This window comes from Anaeromicropila herbilytica (assembly GCF_016591975.1).
Lineage (GTDB): Bacteria > Bacillota > Clostridia > Lachnospirales > Lachnospiraceae > Anaeromicropila > Anaeromicropila herbilytica.
This window is the reverse complement of sequence record NZ_AP024169.1, coordinates 1,851,721-1,874,286: the sequence shown is the minus strand read 5'-3', so window position 1 is coordinate 1,874,286 and position 22,566 is coordinate 1,851,721. Positions and strand designations below refer to the sequence as shown.

Below are 22,566 nucleotides of genomic sequence, written 5' to 3'. Positions count from 1 at the left end.
AGAACAGCTTAAACTAGTACACATTCTCTATGTTTATGCTTCGATGTGTGATTGTATTCATACAATTTTAAATACTTCTTAGCACTATTCCGCTTGCCTACTACCTATTAACTTACTTCTTCTCATTTTCAATTCGTTCTGCCAAGTCATTTAGATATACCCATCGTTCCATTCGGTATTCTAAATCTTTTTCTAAGTCTTCCTTCTTTTTCATAAATTCATTCAATTTGACAAAGTCCGTGCTAGATTCGAGTATTTTCTTCTCCGTAACCTCTATCTCGCTTTCTATCTTTGAGATTACTTCATCAATTGTTTCGTATTCCTTTTGCTCATTATAGCTGAATTTTAGTTTAGCCTCTCTAGGCTTTTGATAGGATTGTTTCTCTTTTTTATCTTCTTTTACTGCGCTATTATCTATTGGTGTATCTTTTGCTTCCATAGCAATCTTATAATCTGTATAACCGCCTTCGTATTGGGTTACAGCACCATTTCCCTCAAAAGCAAAGATTCTCTGTACGACACGATCAAGGAAATAGCGATCATGGGATACGGTTACTACAATTCCATCAAAGGTATCTAAATAATCTTCTAGAATGTTAAGTGTCTGAATGTCTAAGTCATTGGTAGGCTCATCCAGAATTAATACATTAGGAGCATCCATCAGAATTCGTAGTAAATATAGTCTTCTCTTTTCTCCACCTGATAACTTTGATATCATAGAATACTGCATCGTCGCGTCAAATAAGAATCGCTCTAACATCTGGGATGCGCTGGTACTTCCATCTCTTGTCATGATGTACTCTGCAACACTTTTAATATAATCGATGACTCTCTGATTCTCATCCATGTATTCATTCTCTTGTGAGAAATATCCTATTTTAACCGTCTGACCAATCTCAACATAGCCTGAATCAGGTTCTACTACACCATTGATTACTCTTAATAAAGTTGATTTACCGCATCCATTTGGTCCGATGATACCGATACGATCCTCTTTTAATAAAATATAATTAAAATCGTTAAATAGAATCTTATCTCCATATGCTTTCGTTAAGTGATTAAGTTCAATTGTCTTCTTACCTAATCTAGAAGAAAGGGAATTAAGTTCTACATTCTTATCTTCTGAGATTTTCTTACGATCTTTTAAGTCATTAAAACGTTCAATTCTTGCTTTCTGCTTTGTAGAACGAGCTCTTGCTCCTCTTTTGATCCATTCTAATTCTACACGATAGAGACTCTTATTCTTTCTCTCAGTAGCAAGCTCCATATCTTCTCTTTCGCTTTTTAATTCTAGAAATTTAGAATAATTCGCATCATAACTATAAAGATTACCTTTATCAATCTCAACAATGCGATTAGTTACAGAATCTAAGAAATAGCGATCATGCGTAACCATGATAAAAGCTCCCTTATATCGTCTTAAATAATCTTCTAACCATTCTGTCATCTCATTATCCAAGTGGTTGGTAGGCTCGTCTAGAACTAGGATATCAGCTGGATGAATTAACGCCCTCACTAAAGCAATTCTCTTTTTTTGTCCTCCAGATAATGTATCCACTTTAGCATCATACTCTAGGATACCAAGGCGATTTAGCATAGACTTAGCTTCCCCTTCTTTATCCCATAGATTATCCTTGCCACTTTCGTCATTTAACACATTCTCTAAGATATTAAGTTTTGAATCAAAGATTGGATTCTGAGCTAAATATATTACTTTAATCTGATTTCCTTTAATGACATTACCCGCATCCCCTTCTTCAAGACCTGATATGATCTTAAGAAGCGTTGATTTACCCGTTCCATTAATTCCAATAACACCAATTTTGTCACCCTCATTAATTCCTAATGTAACTTGATCAAATAGTAATCTATCCGTATATGTCTTAGACATTTTTTCAACCGTTAATAAATTCATAAAAACTCCTTATCTATTGATAAAGTAACACTTCAGTCACAATAAGTTCTTTACATATTACATAAAATAAATGCATTGTAAATCATAGTCTTAACTGAAAATATTACTCTGCACATCATAACATTTTACTACATCAAAGAATAGGGTGTCATGAACAGACACCCCTTAAACTTATACTATTATACTATGATTGTCATACTTATACAACAAAAATAGCAGAAAAGACTTGCAAAATAATCAAGATACGGTAAAATAGAAATGATTATACACTAGGTATATCCTAGCCAAAGTATGGAACATGATAAAATTTATAATAGAGAGGTTAACTAACTATGATTCAAGCAAGTAACGTTACATTAAGATTAGGAAAAAGAGCCCTTTTTGAAGATGTAAATATCAAATTTACAGAGGGAAACTGTTATGGTCTTATTGGTGCAAATGGTGCTGGTAAATCAACATTCCTTAAGATTCTTTCTGGTCAAATTGAACCAACGAACGGAGATATTATTATCACTCCTGGACAGAGACTTTCTTTCTTACAACAGGATCACTTTAAATACGATGAATTCGACGTATTAAACACTGTTATCATGGGTAATAAAAGACTCTATGAAATAATGAAAGAAAAAGACGCAATCTATGCTAAAGAAGACTTTACCGAAGAAGACGGCATTAAAGCAAGTGAATTAGAAGGTGAATTTGCTACATTAAACGGATGGGAAGCAGAATCTGATGCAGCCAACCTATTAAATGGTCTTGGTATCAATACTGATTTACATTACAAGTTAATGAGTGAATTAAATGGTAGCGAAAAGATTAAAGTACTTCTTGCACAAGCTTTATTTGGCAATCCAGACATCTTACTTCTAGATGAGCCTACTAACCACCTTGATATCGATGCAATCCGTTGGTTAGAAGAATTCCTTATTAACTTTGAGAATACAGTTATTGTTGTATCCCATGACCGTTATTTCTTAAATAAGGTATGTACGCATACTGCAGATATCGACTACGCAAAGATTCAATTATATGCTGGTAACTATGATTTCTGGTATGAATCAAGTCAGCTTATGGTTAAACAAATGAAGGATGCGAATAAGAAGAAAGAAGAAAAGATTAAAGAACTTCAAGAATTTATTCAAAGATTCTCTGCGAATGCATCCAAATCAAAACAAGCAACTTCAAGAAAGAAAGCTCTTGATAAGATTGAATTAGATGAAATTAGACCATCAAGTAGAAAATATCCTTATATCGACTTTAGACCATTTAGAGAAATTGGTAATGAAGTATTAACAGTATCTCATTTATCAAAAACAATTGATGGTGTAAAAGTTCTTGATGATATTTCCTTTATCATTGGTCGTGATGATAAAGCAGCTTTTGTTGGACCTAATACATTAGCAACTACTACTTTATTCAAAATCCTTGCAGGTGAAATGGAACCTGACGAAGGTGAATACAAATGGGGTATTACTACTTCTACCGCTTACTTCCCTAAAGATAACACCAAAGATTTCTCAGGCGACGAAATCATTGTGGATTGGTTAATGCAATTCTCACCTGAAAAAGATGTTACCTATGTTCGTGGTTTCTTAGGTAGAATGTTATTCGCTGGTGAAGAAGGCGTTAAAAAAGTTAAGGTATTATCCGGTGGTGAAAAAGTACGTTGTATGCTTTCTAAAATGATGATTATGGGTTCTAATGTTCTTATCCTTGATGAACCTACAAACCATTTAGACATGGAATCTATTACTGCTTTAAATAATGGTTTAATCAAGTTCCCTGGTGCAGCTTTATTCACCTCACAAGATCATCAATTTATTCAAACGATTGCTAACCGTATCCTGGAACTTACTCCAAACGGTCTTATCGATAAGATTTCAACTTATGATGAATATCTTGATAATGATGAATTAGCAAGAAAAAGACAGGTTATGAGCATCGTAACTGAAGAATAATTTAATTAACGAATAAAGCGATAGGAATAGAATCGAGTAGATTCTATTCCTATCGTTTTTATATTTATTACTCAAACTTCCAGTCAGAAGTTCATTGAATACTTGATAAATTCAGGTGTTAGGTTCTCCAAATTACCATGATTGAATCATTTACATCTTACGTTCCATTGCCACATTTGGAAGTTACTAATGTTTTATCACTTTGATAAATACAGCTATAAAAAGTTCAAACTAACCCACATGCCTGCGACTTGCTCGCAGGCCTAAATTCAACGTGTGAAATGCTTTTTATTTCACACTCCTCACTTTCGTCAAACAGTGAACTTTTTATAGCTAAATCAAATTGATAAAGCATAAGTAACTTCACAAATGTGGCAAAGTCACGACGATATAAACGATTCAATCATGGTAATTAATCTCGTTTTTAGGCCTGAATTTATTAAGTATACGGTAGTTTTTGCTCGAAGTTTTAAGTGATTAACATTTAAATAGCTTCAGCAATTTCAACCTTCTTGTATCTTTCGCACGAATACTGGTGATATTCATGAATTGCATCTAGAACATTACTACAGATTTCTACAATATATTTACAGTCAACTTCGATTCCGTCTGCATATTCTAGGTACTCTTGATGCTTATCTAATATATATTTAGATAATTCATCTTCATATTGTTCAGGGTTATCCCATGTAATCTCACTCTTTCTAATTGTATGTTCTCGTTCATTTACATAACATAGCAGACCTTGAATTAAGTCTTTTTCATAGGAGCAATGTTCTTTAATAGATCCATTAAAGTTTTTAGTATGTGGATAGGTAAAATAATCTGCTAAATAATGTGTTATGATTCCAAGATGTCTATAATAAGTAGCATCTATTTCCTTTTGTAATTCATTTCTCGTCGTAATATTCCTTATTTCTAACCTTAGTATATCAAAAGTATCTTCTATCGTATGCCTTTTTGTTATAAATGATGGTGTACAATCAGGCAAAATACTCCCGATATAAAAAGAACGCCTATATATTGTGATTCCTTGTACTTCTATATTATCTGCTAGATATTTTGCTAATGTAATATGAGATATTTTTCTCATGTTCCACCTCCGATATTTTATATCATCCATTTATTTTTAAAATTAATTTGACACCCTAACCAGATTTATTTCTGTACTCTCTACTCTTTTTAAATATTTTCTTCATTATACACTAAGATTGTGAAATCCATATGAACTGCATGTGAAATAACACTCCAACTAATTCTGACTCTCAAAATCGCAGCTCTCTTGACACAATAAGCGTATTCAGTTACAATACTATTGTCATGCAAAAATCAAAAAACATATTTAGGAGATGATAATTTGGACCCGAGTGAAGTCACGCAATTGTTTATTTTATTTATTCTTATATTGCTTTCCGCATTTTTCTCATCCGCAGAAACTGCTTTCAAAGTTGTTAACAAACTAAGAATACGTACGTTAGCTGATGAAGATATAAAAGGAAGTCATAAGGTAATTAAGCTAATTGAAGAACCCGAAAAGATGCTAAGTGCCATACTGATTGGCAAGAACATTGTAATATTAACTGCTGCTACAATAACTACTCGATTGACATTAAACCACTTTCATAGTATTGGCGTAGGAATTGCAACAGGTATACTTACGATTGTCCTTTTGATCTTTGGTGAAACTATTCCAAAGACAATTACGAATATATATGCCGAGAAGTTAGCTTTAACATATGGTGGATTCATCGCTTTAATTACTCTTATACTAACACCAATCATATTTATCGTTGATAAGATTTCGAATGGAATTCTTAAGATATTTGGTATTAATGCCAAGTCGAAACTTAATTCTATTACAGAAAGTGAACTTCGAACGATTGTGGAATTCAGTCATGAAGAAGGTGTTATTGAAAGCGAAGAAAGAAAAATGATAACCAATGTAGTTGATTTTGGTGACTCTTTAGCAAAAGATCTGATGGTTCCTAGAATTAACATGGAATTCGCCAATATAGATTTTACTTATGATGAACTTGTTGCTGCTTTTGAAATAGAGAAGTATTCAAGACTTCCTGTATATAAAGAAACAAAGGATAATATCGTTGGTATTATCAATTTAAAAGATATATTTTTCTATCATAATAAAAAAGAGGATTTTCATATTGAATCCATCATGCGTAAACCTTATTTCACATATGAATTCAAAAAGACCTCTGAGTTATTAGTTGAGATGAGAAGAGGCTCTATGGCAATGGCTATTGTATTAGATGAATACGGCGCTACTGCTGGACTTATTACCTTAGAAGATCTATTAGAAGAAATCGTTGGAGATATTAAAGATGAGTACGACGAGGACGAGGAAGAATCTATTCAATGCATTTCTGAAAATGAATATATTGCAGAGGGTAATACTAGATTGTATGAAATTAATGAAGTTATTGGCCTTAATCTCGAATCGGATGAGTATGATTCGATTGCTGGGCATATCATAACACTCTTAGAACATCTACCAGTAGAAGGCGAGTCAGTAACGGATAAGAATATAACTTATACAGTTGATTCATTAGAAAAAAATCGAATCGAAAAAGTGCATATTGTACTTCACGACTCAGTTGAGGTAATAAATGAAGAGGATGATTAATCATCCTCTTTTTGTTTTTATTTGGTTCTTTATTCATTTAGTATCGCTTGTATGAGTTGATGTACATTACCTTTAGAATCTTTCTAATATGGATTACTGATTACAATCTTCATACTCACAATCTCTTATCGTATTGCCTAATGTTGCATCTATTGCACCACCGCTATAATCCGAAATGCATTTGACAAACTTGCAATTACCAATCTCACCTTTTGCTCCATACATTAGTATTGCTGCTCCATTTTTCGCTCTAGTTGACACAAATACCGAATCTGTAATCTTTCCAGAGCAAGCGTTCAGAGCACCTCCTAAGCAATATGAGAAGATACAGCCTCTAATCTCAGGTTCAAATGCGTCAAATATAGCACGTCCACCAGAGGTATTACGAAAGATGCAATCAGATACCTGCATTCTTGATCCAGTTGCACAGAATATTCCAGCCCTTAAGTGTCCGTCAAATTCTGATTGACTAATATTTACGCCTCTTGCTCTTGTAATAACGAAGATATCTCTACCAACATCATTACCTGCTATGATATTTGAATTTTTTATGATCAGAACTCCACTGCAAATAATAGTTTTCTCTACATATACTGTTGCATTGTTAATAGCTAATACTCCTAGGCTAGTAATACGTAATGGTTGATCTAAGATTGTAGACACTATGATGGTATATTCATGATCAATCACTTTTTCTTCATTCGAGGTAATATACTGAATTAATTCTTCCTTTTCAGGTCTGCACTTAATATATTCACAATGTGAGACATTAGATTTTACTTCACCATGATAGAATATAGCTGCTCCATATCCTTTTGCACTACATTTGCTAAATTTACTATTGAGAATCATAATTCCATCTCTTGTATCAATTGCTCCACCATTTTTGGCTTCACAATTCTCAAATGTACATCCTTTGATAATTCCGTTACCTGTCTCAATCTTAAGAGCTGCACCATCTTTATTCGTTAAACAGTCATGAAAAAGTGAATTTTCAATATGTATTTCACTTCCCCAGAAGCGAATTGCACTTTTTTTGGTGGTATGAAAGAACTTACTATCGATTACTTTTAATTTTCCATTATCTTGATCTATTGCACTTCCCATATATCTACAATCAAAATTAGTATTGTATATTTCAACTTCGGAAAAATTCTTTACAACAATTAAAGTATCACTTTCCTGATCTTTATTCACTAATTTACTATCACGAATGACTAATTTTCCACCATCTACAATGATAGTTCCATACATATGAATTACTGCATTTGCTATGTATAAGGTAGTTCCCGTTGGCACGATTATCGTTTCTTTAATCTCACAATTATCTACCAATCGAAGATTCATTCCTTTTTTCATAATCTTACTATCTATCTTCGTAACATAAGCAATCTCAGGTATATAATATTTTAATTCTGACATTGTAATGGATAGTTCTTTATCAATCATCTTCTCAAATACTTTGATACAATTATCACTATCAAAGTTGGTTGAACATTTGATAAAATCATAGAGTAACTCAAAGGTTTCTACCTCTATATGAAGCAATTCAAGATAGTTCTTAATGGATTCCATTTCCTCTTCACATAGCTCTGTACTTCTCATTGCTACACTTGATATATCCAATAAGAATAAATATTTTTTCACTGGTTCATCTAATAACTCTATGATATCACCTACGATATCCTCTTTCTTCTGAGCAAGATTAATTACATTAGCCATCTCTTTTCCATTAAGTCCTAATCCTATATTTAATAATCGTTGCAATTCAAAGTTATTTAATGTATTAACTGTTTTATTAAGTGCTGCATGAACGAATACTCCTGCAGCATATTTAATTTTAAAATCAAGACTCTCAAAAAACAAAGGATGCTTTGGTGAAATCCACATTTTTTTCTTATTATTTAATTTTGTAAGTGTATCTAATTTCATAAGCGTTCCTCTTTTCCAAAGGTATTATCTCTCTCCAGATAGACATTTTCTATAGCACTGTTTTCAGGTGAATATTGACTAAACTCACAATTAATAATCTCTTGACCATATTTCTTATTCGCAAAATAAACTGCACCCGCTATGTATTTTGCTCGACAATTCTTGAATACACAACTGTTTATCAAACCATCATATAACGAATCAAAAAAGATAGCTCCTCCATGATCTGCCTCGCAATTATAAAATGTACTATTTGAGACTTTCATAATCGCTTCTTCTATTACAATCATGCCTCCATTAACACAATCTTCTAGAGTACTGTCCTCCAATGTAATTGATTTTCCTTTAAATTCAATACCTGCGGATAACTTGGTATTCTTTAATTTTGAATCTCTAATTACTAAATGTCCTGCATCTTGTAGAATAACACCACATTTACTATTACAATCAATTGTTGTTCCGAGGATCGTTATCATCGCTATATTCGTCGCTTTTATCAGTGTGTTGCTACTACAATTAGTCACTTGAATCTTTGCGTCATGTATTTCAAGTTTACCTCCATCGACAAATATGTAACCATTGATTTTTAATTCACCACCATCAATCGTTAATTTGGAACCATTCCGAACAAAGATATTTCCATTCATTACAGTTGGTTTGTCAATAACAAAAGATTCACCCTTTTCAAGAACGATATCACCTAATTGCTCTTTTAATTCAAAATTATAGCACATATACTGTAGTAATTTATAGCTAATCGTATAACCATTCTGTATAAATATCTGATAGATAACTCTCGCTTGTTCTAGCTGATTTTTCTTAGATGCTAATGCAAACTGCTCAAAGAAATCTCTTTCTTCTTTTGAAAACTTAAAGATATTCATATACACTTCTATTACATTATGACAATATGATTTAGACCAAGAAGCTGTACTACTCAATAAAAATAAATCAGCTGCGAAAGTATACTGTCTTTCTTTGGTATCTAAAATACGAAATACATCATTAATTTTATAGTCAAAATTATTATTAATATCAATAATGATACGATCTCCATAATTTTCAGAGAGATCGATATTCTGTAACATCTTCGAAAATGGTTCCTTCAATTCGGTCATTGCTTTCATATGACCACAAGTAAGTACTCCAATACCGAAGCAGTACAAATATTTAAAAGTATGCTCCGTATGAACAAATGGATGTATGATTATATTCTCTTCTGTTTTTTTCTCTTTTAAGAATCCAAATAAGTCCATGTCTTTCTCTCCTTTGTATGGCACAAATTATAAAAATATAACTTTACATAATGTACGCTATACATAATTCTATAATCAATTAAAGCCAATCCTGTCTACTATATACATCGACATGATTGGCCATTTTTATTATTACCAATTGCTACAATCCTTAAATTTTTAATAATAAGGGGATTAAATATTAGTGTGTGCCTGAGGATATGTAATCCTTTGCAGCAGACTTATTGACATCATATAATACAAAATCTCCGTCCTCAAAATCGAATTCATTGTTCTTATAATCCTTTTTCTTATATAAATAACCTTCTCTATTCCACATGTTGCAATATCCGAACTTTGCATTCTCTTTGTTAATATAGCTCAGATGTCTTTCATTATTCTGAATGGTTTCAATATCAAAGTTTATTAACAAATATCCATTCTCAAGCCAAAAATCTTCTTTAAAATCAATTGGTCCGTTTTCAGTAATATATCTTGTAAGGTTAAAATCTTTTGGAAGTATATGTATCTCACTTGGAATGTAATATTCGCAATACCAATTCTGAACGGACTGTGTTAACATCTTTTCTTCAATTTCATAGGGCATCGACCTTGATGGTAACATATTCTCATTCCCGACAAATGTTCTTAGATTCTCTGGTATCATAATATTAGTAAATGTGTAAACATTCCTATACAAGCTAAGTAATTTTGATTCCAGTATATTTAATAATGTAGCGGTATCCCCTATTTCCTTTCTAGGTACAGACAAATACGGTTCCCCTAGTGATAACCTTTTAATATTTGTTTTATCTAATTCACTTCCCATTTTAACCATTACATGTTTATTATTCAAGAAGGATTCCGAATAGTAGACATCCACTTCTTTCTTATTCCTACCCAGATAATCTACATAATAAAATGTTGGCTTAATTCTTATATAATCATTATACCCATACATATTACCAACTGTTGTCAGCATAAAACGTACCGCATATCCAGTTTTTAATGTACCTATATTCTTATACTTTGGATGACTTCCATTAATCAAAGGTAAGGTATACTTCTCTTGATTTCCATTACTATTCTCATCTTGGTTCTTCGTTCCCACAGTATACCTAAAACCTGTTAATTGCATGGAATTATTCTTTCGAAATACATTTTGCCAAGTAGGATAATCTGATATATCATAAATATTCAATCCATAGATTCTTCCAGATACCTCAACATCTATAGAATCGCAAGCAACATAATTATCAATTTCTGTGTTTGCCAAATACTGTGTTCTATCCATTCCGCCATTAGCTTCGGCATTTAAACTAATACTACGAAATTGAATGGTATATTTTCCTTCCTCTACCCAAGTTGGGAGATAAAAGGTTTCTATATCAGACATGTCTACCCAGGTATTCGCGCGAATAAAGCTACTACCATTATACACATCAAATGGTAAGCAAACTTGCCTTGCAGCTATATATTTAGCATAATCTCTATAATCATATCCATTGATAAAACGATGTTGGCCTGTTGTTAACAATTGCACAGAAAACCTAGTACCTAAGATTAATGAAAATCTCGTTCTATCTGGTGATATCATCTGATTATAAGAGTCGCAATTCTCAATATAAGCATCACAAACTGTTGGTGTATGTATTACAACATCATTGATATCTTCGATCGGATAGTTAAGATTGTTAGCTTCTTTTACATTAATGTGAGTAACCGCTTTATAACCCACCGTTCCCTTGCTATGATATGTACCATTTGTCTTATTTTGATCAATTGCTAAGTTTGACAGATATAATACATTTTCACCAATCTCATCGCTACCAGATGGCATGTCTTTGGGATCGTCTGTCTTTTTCTCTTTCTTCACATTGGTCATAATAGTTATTCCGTTTATCGTCAGATTATCATTTTTAACCAAGATCTGTTTTACTTCTTTTTTCGCTAATGCTTCCCATCCACTTACATAGGAATCATCGATACTTGGTTCTTGGTCTCCTCCATTAATTGATATATCTTCCAATTTAACATCTTTTGGTTTTGGCTCAATAATGTGATCATTTTCAGCATTGCTATAGCTACAAACTACTGTAGGAGGCATATAATTATATGGTGTTAGAATTGCTTTACCATTAGGTAACGCATAATTTTCAACGTTAGCCATATCAAGTCCATATACACCTAATCGTTTTAATTCCCAATAAGAATACTCTCTTGGTATCTGATAACTCATAGATAAAGGTACTGTTTTACTTTTTTCCTTTTTCCTTCCATCTTTGCTCTCTTCATCCCAAGTTAATATAAAATTTCTAGTTACATTCACAGTATAATACTTAGTTCCAAAGGTTCGAGTAAATTTATAGGTCGTTAAGAATTGACTTGTAAATACATTGCTATAGAGATGTTCTGTAGTTGGTATTCCATCTTCAACTGTAAAGGCTTCGTTCCCCCTGTCATCTGCTCCTATTACTCCTGTTGGTTCAGGTATCTCCAGCGATTCGGATATACTTTCCGTGTGTTCACTATCCTCTTGCTCGGTACTTTTACTTTTAAACATATATACTATTGTAGTTCCATGATCTGTTACCTCTGCTTGAATCGATTGTAAAGATTGAATTTTAGATTTATAGTTTTTATCATAAATACTTACTTTTTTATCTACAAATTTTTTGCTTGGTTTATCATTATCATAGTAATAATGACGATAAATGAGATAATCCTTTCCTCCAAAGCTTATGCTTTTCGGAATATGTATACCCTTGTTCTTTGAACCAATCTTAGCATTATTAGCATCCAAATCACACTGACTGCCGACTTTGTATTCTCCTAATTCAATATCATCTGCTATCTTTAGATTCGTATCAGCCATACGAAATTCAACCTTGACGGCTTGATCAGGTGATTCATATGTCACAGGAATATTAAATCGATCCCAAAAATCATATGGATTACGCCATGATTGTGCAGTTGAGATTCCACCTTCACCTTGGTACTTGTAATAGAGCTTGTTATCAATGGGTTTACCATTTTTTAGGACTCGGAAGATACCGTTGAGGTAGATTGTTTCACCGTCTTTGCAGTTTAGTTTTTGGCGGATTTTATCGGTTTTGAATTCGAAGTAGACGTTTGTGATTTTACCATCTACTTCTTCACTTTTTTTCCCCTCGCTCATCCATATAATAGAGTACTTACCACTTCTTGTATCTTCTGTTTTACCAACTATATTATTTTTAATTACAAATCCAACTGTTTCCCAAGTGGTTTTTGTTGATGCTGTTGTATCTTCTGTACTAAAAATCAATAAACCATTCTTACAATATGCGTTATTGTTGTACGCCTTTATTTTGTTTGTTATTATACATAAAAATACTAAGAAAATTATTATCACAATATACTTTTTTCTTCTCAGCGATAATCACACCCCAACTTCTATTTTCCTTTATATGCATAGTCATTTATATAGTCTCTCATTACAGAGAAATCAGAACCGTTACTAGCAAGATTTGAAGTACCAATACCGATATCGTAAACTCCTTCAATCCATACATTTTTTGTTATTTTTTTTATCCAAACATAATCACCAAATATTAATTTATTATGATCCATATTAAAATTATCAGCGCTTATTTTAAATTTTGCATAAACTCTTAAAAATGTAACATGTGTCATACTTTCATATAATGTAGAAGGTTCAACAACTACCTTTGCACTTTTAATAATCACTTTATTTTGCATCATATTTTCAATATATTTTTTTATAATTTTAGACTGCCTATTATCATTTTGCTTATTATTAAAAATAAAATATGTATTTCTTAATTGTTTAAACCACTTATCATTTTCATTAATAATTTTATAATTTGCATTCAACCTTGTATAAACATTTGTATAAACTTTGTCAACCCAATCATCTAGATATTTATTCATAACATATTCCATACTCCATTTTCCACTTGAAGTCCATAATATTTGTTTTTTTATTTTTGCAGGCGAAAAATATGTTTTTCCATCAATTTTCTTTTCGCTAGATTTTATATACTCCCAATTAAATTTCATCTCATAAAATGAGTTTGGAAAGCTCTCCAATATATAAGGAAACTTTTTATAATTCTTAGGCAATTTTGATGTCCTGATTACTTGTCCATCATAACTGACTTTATTACGTGAAGTTTTGCTTATTAACTTCTTGATGATTAAATTCGCTTCTTTTTCTGTTACTTTTTTCTTTCCATGAAAAGAACGATTTTGTGAGTATGAACCATTTGAATCGCCTATCATAATACCTTTGGAGAATATTTTGTAGATAGCAGGTTGATATGTATTGTTACATTTTGAAATATCCGAGATTCTTTTTTTATGTTTGATTTGATAATAGAGATATTCATCATATGAATATTTTTTACCAGATAGAAAGACATCTGCTTGATTTGTCAAATAAGCAGCATATTCTCTGGTTAGAGCTGAATCTAATTTATTTACATCTGATTCTGTTATGATTTTTTTTTGAAGTGCGATATTAAGATATGGATCTTCTTCTGATGTATCAATAGATACTTTCATTGATTTCAATAACTGGACCAGATACTCTTTCCCAGTATATTGCTCATTTTGTGTTGCTTTTGCGTTAATTCCACATAAACTTATTACTACAATCCCAATAATAATAAATTCTGCTACCTTTTTTAATATAGTTTTTTGCATACCCTTTTACTCCCTTTACCCTCATTATTTTTGTTATACCCTCCTTATTATAACATTATTATCTATATTATTCCATTTCAATCTTGATACCCGTTCTTCTGTTATCATTTGTTATCATTTCCTGTTCAACTCGTTCAACTTCCTATTATTCGTTATATTAAACAAAGAGAAACGAACTAAGTTATAATCAAGGTTTACACTTAGAACATGGAAAAGCCCCCTCTTTCGCACATTCCTCCTTAGTTGAATACATCTCATCCTTGTTCTGTAGTTCAGAACAATTATCTTTATGATAATAACGCCTTCCATCTGATCTACTTTTTTCAACATAATAAGATTTTGATTTTGTTATTCTAGCACCACCAAATGCATAACGATTATAAAAGTCCTCCCCTGTAATTCCATATGGATATCCTTGAAACAATACTAGCATACTAATATCATCAATCGTGCGATACCAATCGTTCTTCTCGATCTGTGGCAAATAAAACTCATAGGTTATCCCAAAATTCTGAGCAATATGATTATGTTGATTAATATACTCCCTCATATAATCTTCTATTTGATTAATAATTGTTCTTCTTCTAATATGTTCAAAGGTTGTGTCTTCGGAAAGTATTGAATTCGGATATTGACTCTTCAAATCAGTATATAGCCCTTTACTTCTAACATTTGTAGTCTTATCATAAAGATACACATATTGATCTAATGTAAATCTGTAGATCAGATTATCCTTTTCATAAGAATATGGAATCTTATCCGTCCAATGTCTCTCTAATACTCTTTCCCCATTTTTCTCAACTACATCAATATGATATATATAAAAACCATCCCTATCAATTACCGTGATAATCGGAATATAGAGACCTAATTTTTCTTCCAATACCTTCTGTCCTAATACATTAAAATTTGAATATAAGGAATTCATTAACATATTAACTGCATTTTCCTTATTTAAAGATATCTTGCGATTATTATCAAGTTCAACTAATTCATAAATTCCATCATCTATTGCATTATCAATTCTTCTGTTGTATTCTATTTTCATCTTTTCTTGGGCACACAAATTATTAACTTTTGCATCTATAATTACAAACGTTGCAATTGATAGCACAGAAAATACTATTGCAAGATTAGTTAGTTTCACTACGAATTAAACCTCCATATGTCACAACGATTTGCTCCTTTGGAATATTGGCCCGATATATCATTTTCTGCAGTTTTGTTCCAAGTGTTTCAGACTGATTTACTACTTTAATCGTTATATAATCTCCTTTAGAAAATGAATACTCGCCATTCTCTTCTAGAGCTTTTCTGATATCCTCATCATATGTATTCTCATAATAGCTCACATACTCGTCAGTATATGATGCTGTCACATCATCAAACAAAGGCTCCACTAGTTTATGTGCATGTACTATTGATATTTGATATGATACATTGGTTGCTGATATTTTTCTTAAAAAAGCGGTATACATCTCACTGCTGAGGTACCCAGTGTTCCTAATACTGTCAACTAAACTCGCTGTTTCATTCGATACATAGACTTGTGATATCATATCTTGCTTCTGTGTCAAGTACATAAGTGGTGCCACAAATAGTAATAAAATAGATATTATAATAGCTACTATTTTACTAAAAGAATCCATATCTCCCTCCTTGCTAATGATGAATTGAATGGAACTCAACACGAATTAATATTCCATTTTCATCGTAAATATCAGTTTTTCTATAACTGTTGACTGCAACATTATCATACTGATAACTTAAAGGAGAAAATTCATATTTCTTCAATAATGTTCCATCAATCCATACATCCGTATCAATATCGTTTAGTAAAAATGAAACCACTTCATAATAGGATATAAGTTCACTTTTCTCCTCATTAACATCCTTTTCATAAATAGTGTTCGTATTCTGCATGGTTTCTTTTGTTGTTATGATTAAGTTATTAAGTTTCTTGCAGCTATATATTAGGATTGCGAATGCAAAGCAGAATATAAATATCGCTGCAATCTGGTGTATATACTCATTCATTTGTTCCATAATAATGACACCCTTTGTATAATACTTTTAGTTGCTTATTTCTGTGCACATATTTTTTGTCTTAAGAAAACAATTATATCTGTATAAAACTAATTCCTATAATTGAATTATTGGAATCACGTAATACTTCTCCAGTAAATTGAGCATTTTGATTAATATAGTAGACACTTGACGATTTCTGGGCATCTTTTACGGATGCATTACTATCGGTTCCAATTTCTGTATCACTACTTGATAATATTTTTCCATAATATACGGTGGACTTCTTTGTTTTAACCTTAATCGATATATCTCCCTCGCGGTACTTATTAATCAGATTAATTACTTCACTTCCTGATACATCCAGTCCATCATACATTACCTTATCACTCTCATTAAATTCTGCATTCAATTTGCTAATCTGTCCTGCTCCTGATGATGCCGTATCTCTTGCTTCCCTTGCAATGTAAAATCCAAGTCCAATCACAATACAAGTTATAATGGTACCTGCCGCCAAAATTAGACCTTTTAAACTATTATCCATAAATTTTCCTCCTTATATGGTTCCTTTATTTTATATTATTATTTAATATCCTTGCATCTGTTTCACGTAATTTAAAAGTCTAGTAACACTTTCGATTACAAAAGGCAGAATTAGATATAAAGCTAGTGTTGCAATCATTGGAATGTATGCCACAACTTTTCCGATCACTGCTTTATTCGTAATGATAATGTCATTCTCTTGCTTTCTCTTCTCAATAAAATAATTTCGATCTGTTTTTATTTCATCAAACGCTTTCTCGATTCCAACTTTATCGCATGCCTCAAGATTTGAGACAATTCGAACAAATGGAAGGAATGGTTCCCTTTCTTTCAATCTAGTAAAAGCCATCTCTTCATCATAGTTATATGTATCTACACATTCCATAATAGCTGGCCGAAATATTTCGGCAAAGTTTTCTAGCCAATCAAGTATCGTATCAACACTCATCTTCTTGATATGCATCAACATGATTATAATAGCTTGAAATTGCATTACCTCATCTTCCATACTCATTTGCATCAATTGTTTTCTAAGTAGTAAAATAATATATGGGATATAGGAAGAGACCCCAGCAACGAGTAGTGATAAAATAAAATAATACAAATGGTAATGGCATTCTTGAAAATGAATGATTCTTCTAATAATTTCATTTGTTAATAATTTTGCAATATAATCATTTGTAATTGCTTCTTTTTCTACTAATTCTTCTTTGATCTGCTTGAAGAAACTCGAGTGTTTTTTTATCTTTTTGGTGCTTAATTTATTCATCTTACTATTGTTAGTAGGATTATTTATATTCACTTTGCAATATTTATTTGTGTATTTCTTAACAATCGCTTGAAAGGTGAGAATATCTGACTTATTGCTAGAGAATGTAGAAGTTTCAAAGTCTTTTACATAATTTAAATCATTGTTTTTTGTAGCATTAACTGAGCGAATTATGATGGCATTCGTAAACAAGAAGATCATAATAAAGATAAGAACTCGTCCTAGATAGAACTGTTTTATAGTAATTCCTTCTCCTATTCGCTTAATCAGATTATCAACTTTACTTGCTCGTCTGTAGTTCTTAGCAATCCATATGGATATATACTTGTCTATTTTATGAAAAGATAACAATTTCTCTAAAACTTCATAATTTGACCGAAAGCCTTTTTCATTTGATTTCAATCTTTGTATTAACTTATAAGAAAAGAGTGTTATGAAAAATATTGCAACAGATACGATAATTCCATATCCTCCATCATAATATTTTTTCATCTCTTCGAGGTTACTAACACTCCAATTTTCTATCATGTTAAGGGTGAATATAGGTAGAATTGAGATAAAGATTAAGCCTGAAAATACATGTTTTATCTTTTTTCTCTTTAAGATTTCTATATTAATTTCATTTTTAAGATAATTGAGATTTGTCAAGAATAAGGATTGATCCTGATATATCGTATCCCCATACTGAATAGTAATCTGACATAATGCTAAGAAGGTCAGGAAAAACTTATTGGGTGCGATTTCTTTATACTGTTCTACTTCATATGGGTCATCCTTCATTAGAATATCGTAGATTTTACTGATATGTAATGTGATTCTTTTTGACCTCATTTCTAAAGAATCATAAATAGCTTCTTCTACCATTCCACTAGAATAGAAATAATGCCTGAGATCCCCTAGATACTTTTCTAATTCATTAAGTAATTGAAATTCTAATCGATTTAATTGATAATGAACCATCCCATGATGTATAAGATAAACAAATATTAGAATAATCATAGCACTATATAAAGTAGTCCCTTTGATGCTAAGACTCCAAAATAGAATAAAGAAAGAAATGATGCTTGCTCTTAATTCGATACGCATAGAAGATACAATTACTTCATATGCATTGGTTGGATGTAATATCTCATAGATATTACGAATGTGACTTATATATTTTTTTGCAAAGAAAAAATGCATTAGTAACAAATAGATTCGATATAGAATCTTCTGTTCATAATATAAAATAGATTGTCTTACTCTATTCAGAACGATTCAGCCCCCAGTCTAAGAAGCACTCATATAATTCTCTTTGTTCTTCTTCATTTAGATTTTTATTTAGTTCCTCCATTGTTCTCACACTTAGATAATTCTTAATAACATATTGATTATTCTCAAATGCTATAATATCTCTACACTCAAACATACTATTTGTGAGATCTTTTGTTGTATTCCTTTCCACATGTGGATTAGACATATCCTCACCACTTTTTGGCATTATTTCAGTAATTCGTTCGATATATCGATGCCCCTCCCTCGATTTTCTCATATGAATATCAAATCGGATCGCATGTATTACCTGTTCTGTCGCAACGTATTCATTCGTGAATCCTCCTTCTAACAACAGTGCATTTCTAAGCGATATGACTAGATCCCTAGTTGTCTTAGCATGATGAGTAAATAAGGTGAATAAAGAAGCCACTAAAGACATCTGTACCAACCAATTTGCAACTGGATTCGACGCAACCTCTCCTAAGATATTAACTGTTCCATCCGTCTTCTTTTGAAAATCAAGTCCTTCTTGGCCAGAAATACCATTTACTTCACGAAATGTTACAATATTGCGTTCTGGATAGATCTTTCTTGCATGAAGTTCAAAGGATAACTCTTGTATCCGAAGATTATACGTCGGATGAATAAAGCCAATAAGAGACATAAGAAGGGTTGTCTTTCCACTTCCCTGCTCCCCTGTAATCCCAATCACTTGGCAGCCTTTTATTAAACTTTTCATAATTAAGATTGGCAGATTACTATTACGGTCGGTAATCAGATGATGGATATCTTCTTGCAAAAGAGTATCAAATTTACGAATAAAAAGAATCCAACTCTCACAAAATGGTGGCCTTGCTACAGCTACCCTAGACCCATCTTTCATTTCATTTACAATATAACCAGTCACTTCACTAAGTTGTCCCGGACTGTTATATCGATAAATATTCTTGCATACCCGAATCAATTCTTTGTAGCTACCAAAACTCAAGAAAGAAAGATGAATTGACTTTCCTTTATAGAAGATCCAAACACTATCATATGAGAGGGAATATTTCGTATTCTCTAAGATTTCTTCCATCTCAAAGTTTTCTGGAATTCCTGATACACCAGCAGATATACCATCAATCTTCATATCTCGAATCGTATCAATTACACCATTTCCCTTGTATCTTTCATAGATTCGTTGGGTTACTATTTCTAGTTTATCGATAAAATCTAAGTGATATTGTTCCTTTTGGTATACATTTTGAATCATCTTTGCATCTATCTCATAATAGATATCACCTAATTGATTTTTTTTAGGTTTATCAAGATTATATTGTTCAATGAGATGTTCTAACGCTTTATTTTTATATTCATTCTGTCTATGATATAACATAATATCAAATTGATCTTCTACCGTTAGATATTGTTGTTCATCAAATGCAATTAATCGGTTGATATTTGATTCATTTATTCCGTATTTCTTAATCAGTATTTCCTTAATGTAATCTTTTACATAGATTTTTGCTTTTCTATCTCCATAAGCACAATTACGTAGCGATCTTCTTAATTCCTTCTTTAGCTCAATTCGTTGATCTATATCTTCTTTAGAGAAAGCATCCTCATATTCATTCCTTCGTAGAATCTGATTAAAGGTATTCATGATTTCTGGAACAAGGTATTCTATAGATAATAACTGCTCATAAATATTTTTCTTATTTGTTACTGAATATTGAATCAGTTTGGTTGATTTTCTATCTGTATGACTTCTTATGCTCCCGTCCATTCCTTGACTAGACATGAAATCAAGATTTGATTTTCGTATCCTATTATGAGATAGTCTCCTAAGAATCTTAGATATCTTGGAATTTGATTCATATGCCTCAATAATACTTCGTTTTTCAATCTCACTGTAAGTGTTCTCAGGCTCCTTTAATCGACTAGACACTTAATACCTCCTTCTGATAATTCCTGCTTTTCTGATAGAGAATATCAGTTGCATGCCTTACCTCTCTTATAAATGTATAATTATCGTCTTCTTCCTTACAGTTATAGTTCCTTGCGATAAATTCTATCACTTTTCCTTCACTGATCGCATCTTTGTATTCCACATTATATGGTATTACCGCAATATTCTCTTTTGATATGTGATATTTACGCATAATATTTTTCACATTGTATTTGGATCTAGAATCATATTTACTAATAAGAAAGATTGCTTTTGGAATTAATGCTTGATAATGCTCAAAGAAATGCCTTATAATCCTAATGTCCTGACTTAGATTAACTACTACGAGGTCTGCTTCTTCTAAGATTGCTCTAGAAGTTAGATTAACTTTTCCTTCCATGTCTACAAAAGTAATATCGGAACATTGTTCAGCCTTTTCTAACAAACGGCTAATTACTTCATTTAACTGGAATTCAAGCACCTCTTTATTCATGGTATGACTTTGTGGGAGGTAATAGATGTAATGGTTTAGGAACTTTTTCGAGGCTGACTCAATCATATTATCATCTTCTTTTTCTGAATGTAGCTTCTTAATCACAGCTTCTATACCAATATGATTGAAATAATAATAATCTTCGTTAACTAGATAATGCTCATGATACCTTACAAAAGCATTCTCTATACTATTTAGATTTGAATGATTCTCAATTATCATGCTTCTTAGCTGATATTCCATCGCACACATAATACTGATACAAGCGATGTTACTAGTAACTCCGTTTTTGCCACTTACATTACTAAAAAATGCTGTTTTCATATACAACTCCTTTTCTTGCTAATTGAAATGCCTTTTTTAATGTTTTATCTGACACTTCTACATCAATTATCATTTCTTTTAGCATCTCTTTTGCTACTTCCATAAGCACCTTTTGATATTCCTTAGAAATGTTTTTAAAATCTTGGAATGTTTCATATTCTAATCGAATTCTATATTCATAATCTACTTCATCTAATGGTATTTGATATCTTCTTATGCTATATTCATATCTTTCAAAATAAGTATTCAAATAATATTGCATATTAAGCTTTCCTTCACATATATCACGAAGAATAATCGTCACTTTTTGATTAAATAAATTAATAAAATCGGTTACTTTTTCAATATTGTTTTTTGTGGAATCCGTTATTAGATAGGTTTGTTTTAGATTGTTACTGAAATAAGAATGTTTTAGAAATAAATTTTTATTGTCTTTTGATTCTTCAAGTTCTTTTAATATAGAATCATTAAGATCAGATAAAATGAAGTATACTTGATATTGCATATCTAAACATGCTTCGATATCTTGCTGTAAGCACATATCACCCATCAAACTACTATACTTCTCCAAAAGAGTCTCCATGTTTATGAAGTCAATCCCTCTATAATGAATTGGTTCTGGTTGTTCCTCTGGAATCTGAATACATTGTTTCATTTGATTCGTTTCATCGATAATGAGAACAGATATACTTAAATTCTGCAAAATGGTGGCAAGATAAATAATAAAATCATTCGATGGCTTACCAATAAATAAATATACACTATGTTCTTGCAAATAAATTTCCTTTCTTTATTTAATTTTATAGTTTTGAGTATCAATAGCCTAATATAATTATTTAG

16 protein-coding genes are annotated in these 22,566 nt (G+C 31.6%); 2 read left to right on the top strand and 14 right to left on the bottom strand.

Translation table 11 applies throughout. The features are described from left to right. Nucleotides 1-112: 112 nt before the first annotated feature. A complete protein-coding gene (locus bsdtb5_RS07920) occupies nt 113-1,891 on the bottom strand; it encodes an ABC-F family ATP-binding cassette domain-containing protein (RefSeq protein WP_408628620.1) in 1,779 nt (592 codons plus the stop codon). Between the two features lie 356 nt (nt 1,892-2,247). Here bsdtb5_RS07920 and bsdtb5_RS07915 point away from each other — a divergent pair, with 356 nt between their 5' ends. After that, nucleotides 2,248-3,873, top strand: a complete 1,626-nt coding sequence (locus bsdtb5_RS07915; RefSeq protein WP_271715489.1) for an ABC-F family ATP-binding cassette domain-containing protein — start codon at nt 2,248-2,250, stop codon at nt 3,871-3,873. A 484-nt stretch (nt 3,874-4,357) separates the two neighbouring features. On the opposite strand, the gene bsdtb5_RS07910 is transcribed toward bsdtb5_RS07915, so the two are convergent. Next, the gene (locus bsdtb5_RS07910; protein WP_271715488.1) at nt 4,358-4,966 is read right to left on the bottom strand and encodes a zinc dependent phospholipase C family protein; all 609 of its coding nucleotides are present in this window, start codon (nt 4,964-4,966) and stop codon (nt 4,358-4,360) included. A 264-nt stretch (nt 4,967-5,230) separates the two neighbouring features. Between bsdtb5_RS07910 and bsdtb5_RS07905 the strand changes: the two genes are divergently transcribed. Further along, complete coding sequence (locus bsdtb5_RS07905) at nt 5,231-6,514, top strand: HlyC/CorC family transporter (protein WP_271715487.1); 1,284 nt, start codon at nt 5,231-5,233, stop codon at nt 6,512-6,514. A 93-nt stretch (nt 6,515-6,607) separates the two neighbouring features. On the opposite strand, the gene bsdtb5_RS07900 is transcribed toward bsdtb5_RS07905, so the two are convergent. The 12 genes from bsdtb5_RS07900 to bsdtb5_RS07845 all read right to left on the bottom strand — a co-directional run bounded on the left by bsdtb5_RS07900 (nt 6,608) and on the right by bsdtb5_RS07845 (nt 22,501). Beyond that, nucleotides 6,608-8,446: a right-handed parallel beta-helix repeat-containing protein gene (locus bsdtb5_RS07900; RefSeq protein ID WP_271715486.1), complete on the bottom strand. Its 1,839-nt coding sequence runs from the start codon at nt 8,444-8,446 to the stop codon at nt 6,608-6,610. Then, entirely contained in the window at nt 8,443-9,702 is a 1,260-nt protein-coding gene (locus bsdtb5_RS07895; RefSeq protein WP_271715485.1) for a right-handed parallel beta-helix repeat-containing protein, read from the bottom strand. The genes bsdtb5_RS07900 and bsdtb5_RS07895 overlap by 4 nt, the downstream gene beginning before the upstream one ends. A gap of 181 nt (nt 9,703-9,883) precedes the next feature. Beyond that, nucleotides 9,884-12,988 (bottom strand): DUF5704 domain-containing protein, encoded by a 3,105-nt coding sequence (locus bsdtb5_RS07890; RefSeq protein WP_271715484.1) that lies wholly within the window; start codon nt 12,986-12,988, stop codon nt 9,884-9,886. 128 nt (nt 12,989-13,116) lie between these two features. Next, a complete protein-coding gene (locus bsdtb5_RS07885) occupies nt 13,117-14,388 on the bottom strand; it encodes a hypothetical protein (RefSeq protein WP_271715483.1) in 1,272 nt (423 codons plus the stop codon). Nucleotides 14,389-14,575: 187 nt separating this feature from the next. Beyond that, a complete protein-coding gene (locus bsdtb5_RS07880; protein ID WP_271715482.1) occupies nt 14,576-15,535 on the bottom strand; it encodes a hypothetical protein in 960 nt (319 codons plus the stop codon). Continuing rightward, complete coding sequence (locus tag bsdtb5_RS07875) at nt 15,522-16,037, bottom strand: hypothetical protein (RefSeq protein WP_271715481.1); 516 nt, start codon at nt 16,035-16,037, stop codon at nt 15,522-15,524. The genes bsdtb5_RS07880 and bsdtb5_RS07875 overlap by 14 nt, the downstream gene beginning before the upstream one ends. A 13-nt stretch (nt 16,038-16,050) precedes the next feature. Then, nucleotides 16,051-16,434: a hypothetical protein gene (locus bsdtb5_RS07870; protein WP_271715480.1), complete on the bottom strand. Its 384-nt coding sequence runs from the start codon at nt 16,432-16,434 to the stop codon at nt 16,051-16,053. Between the two features lie 73 nt (nt 16,435-16,507). After that, on the bottom strand, nt 16,508-16,957 hold the full coding sequence (locus tag bsdtb5_RS07865) for a hypothetical protein (protein ID WP_271715479.1): 450 nt from the start codon (nt 16,955-16,957) through the stop codon (nt 16,508-16,510). A gap of 42 nt (nt 16,958-16,999) precedes the next feature. Further along, complete coding sequence (locus bsdtb5_RS07860) at nt 17,000-18,916, bottom strand: hypothetical protein (RefSeq protein WP_271715478.1); 1,917 nt, start codon at nt 18,914-18,916, stop codon at nt 17,000-17,002. 52 nt (nt 18,917-18,968) lie between these two features. After that, nucleotides 18,969-20,909: a pilus assembly protein CpaF gene (locus bsdtb5_RS07855; RefSeq protein ID WP_271715477.1), complete on the bottom strand. Its 1,941-nt coding sequence runs from the start codon at nt 20,907-20,909 to the stop codon at nt 18,969-18,971. Continuing rightward, nucleotides 20,902-21,726 carry a hypothetical protein gene (locus bsdtb5_RS07850; protein ID WP_271715476.1) on the bottom strand — a complete coding sequence of 275 codons (825 nt, stop codon included), beginning with the start codon at nt 21,724-21,726 and terminating at the stop codon, nt 20,902-20,904. Before bsdtb5_RS07850 ends, bsdtb5_RS07855 begins: the two co-directional genes overlap by 8 nt. Further along, nucleotides 21,707-22,501 (bottom strand): hypothetical protein, encoded by a 795-nt coding sequence (locus bsdtb5_RS07845; RefSeq protein ID WP_271715475.1) that lies wholly within the window; start codon nt 22,499-22,501, stop codon nt 21,707-21,709. The genes bsdtb5_RS07850 and bsdtb5_RS07845 overlap by 20 nt, the downstream gene beginning before the upstream one ends. Nucleotides 22,502-22,566: the final 65 nt, after the last annotated feature.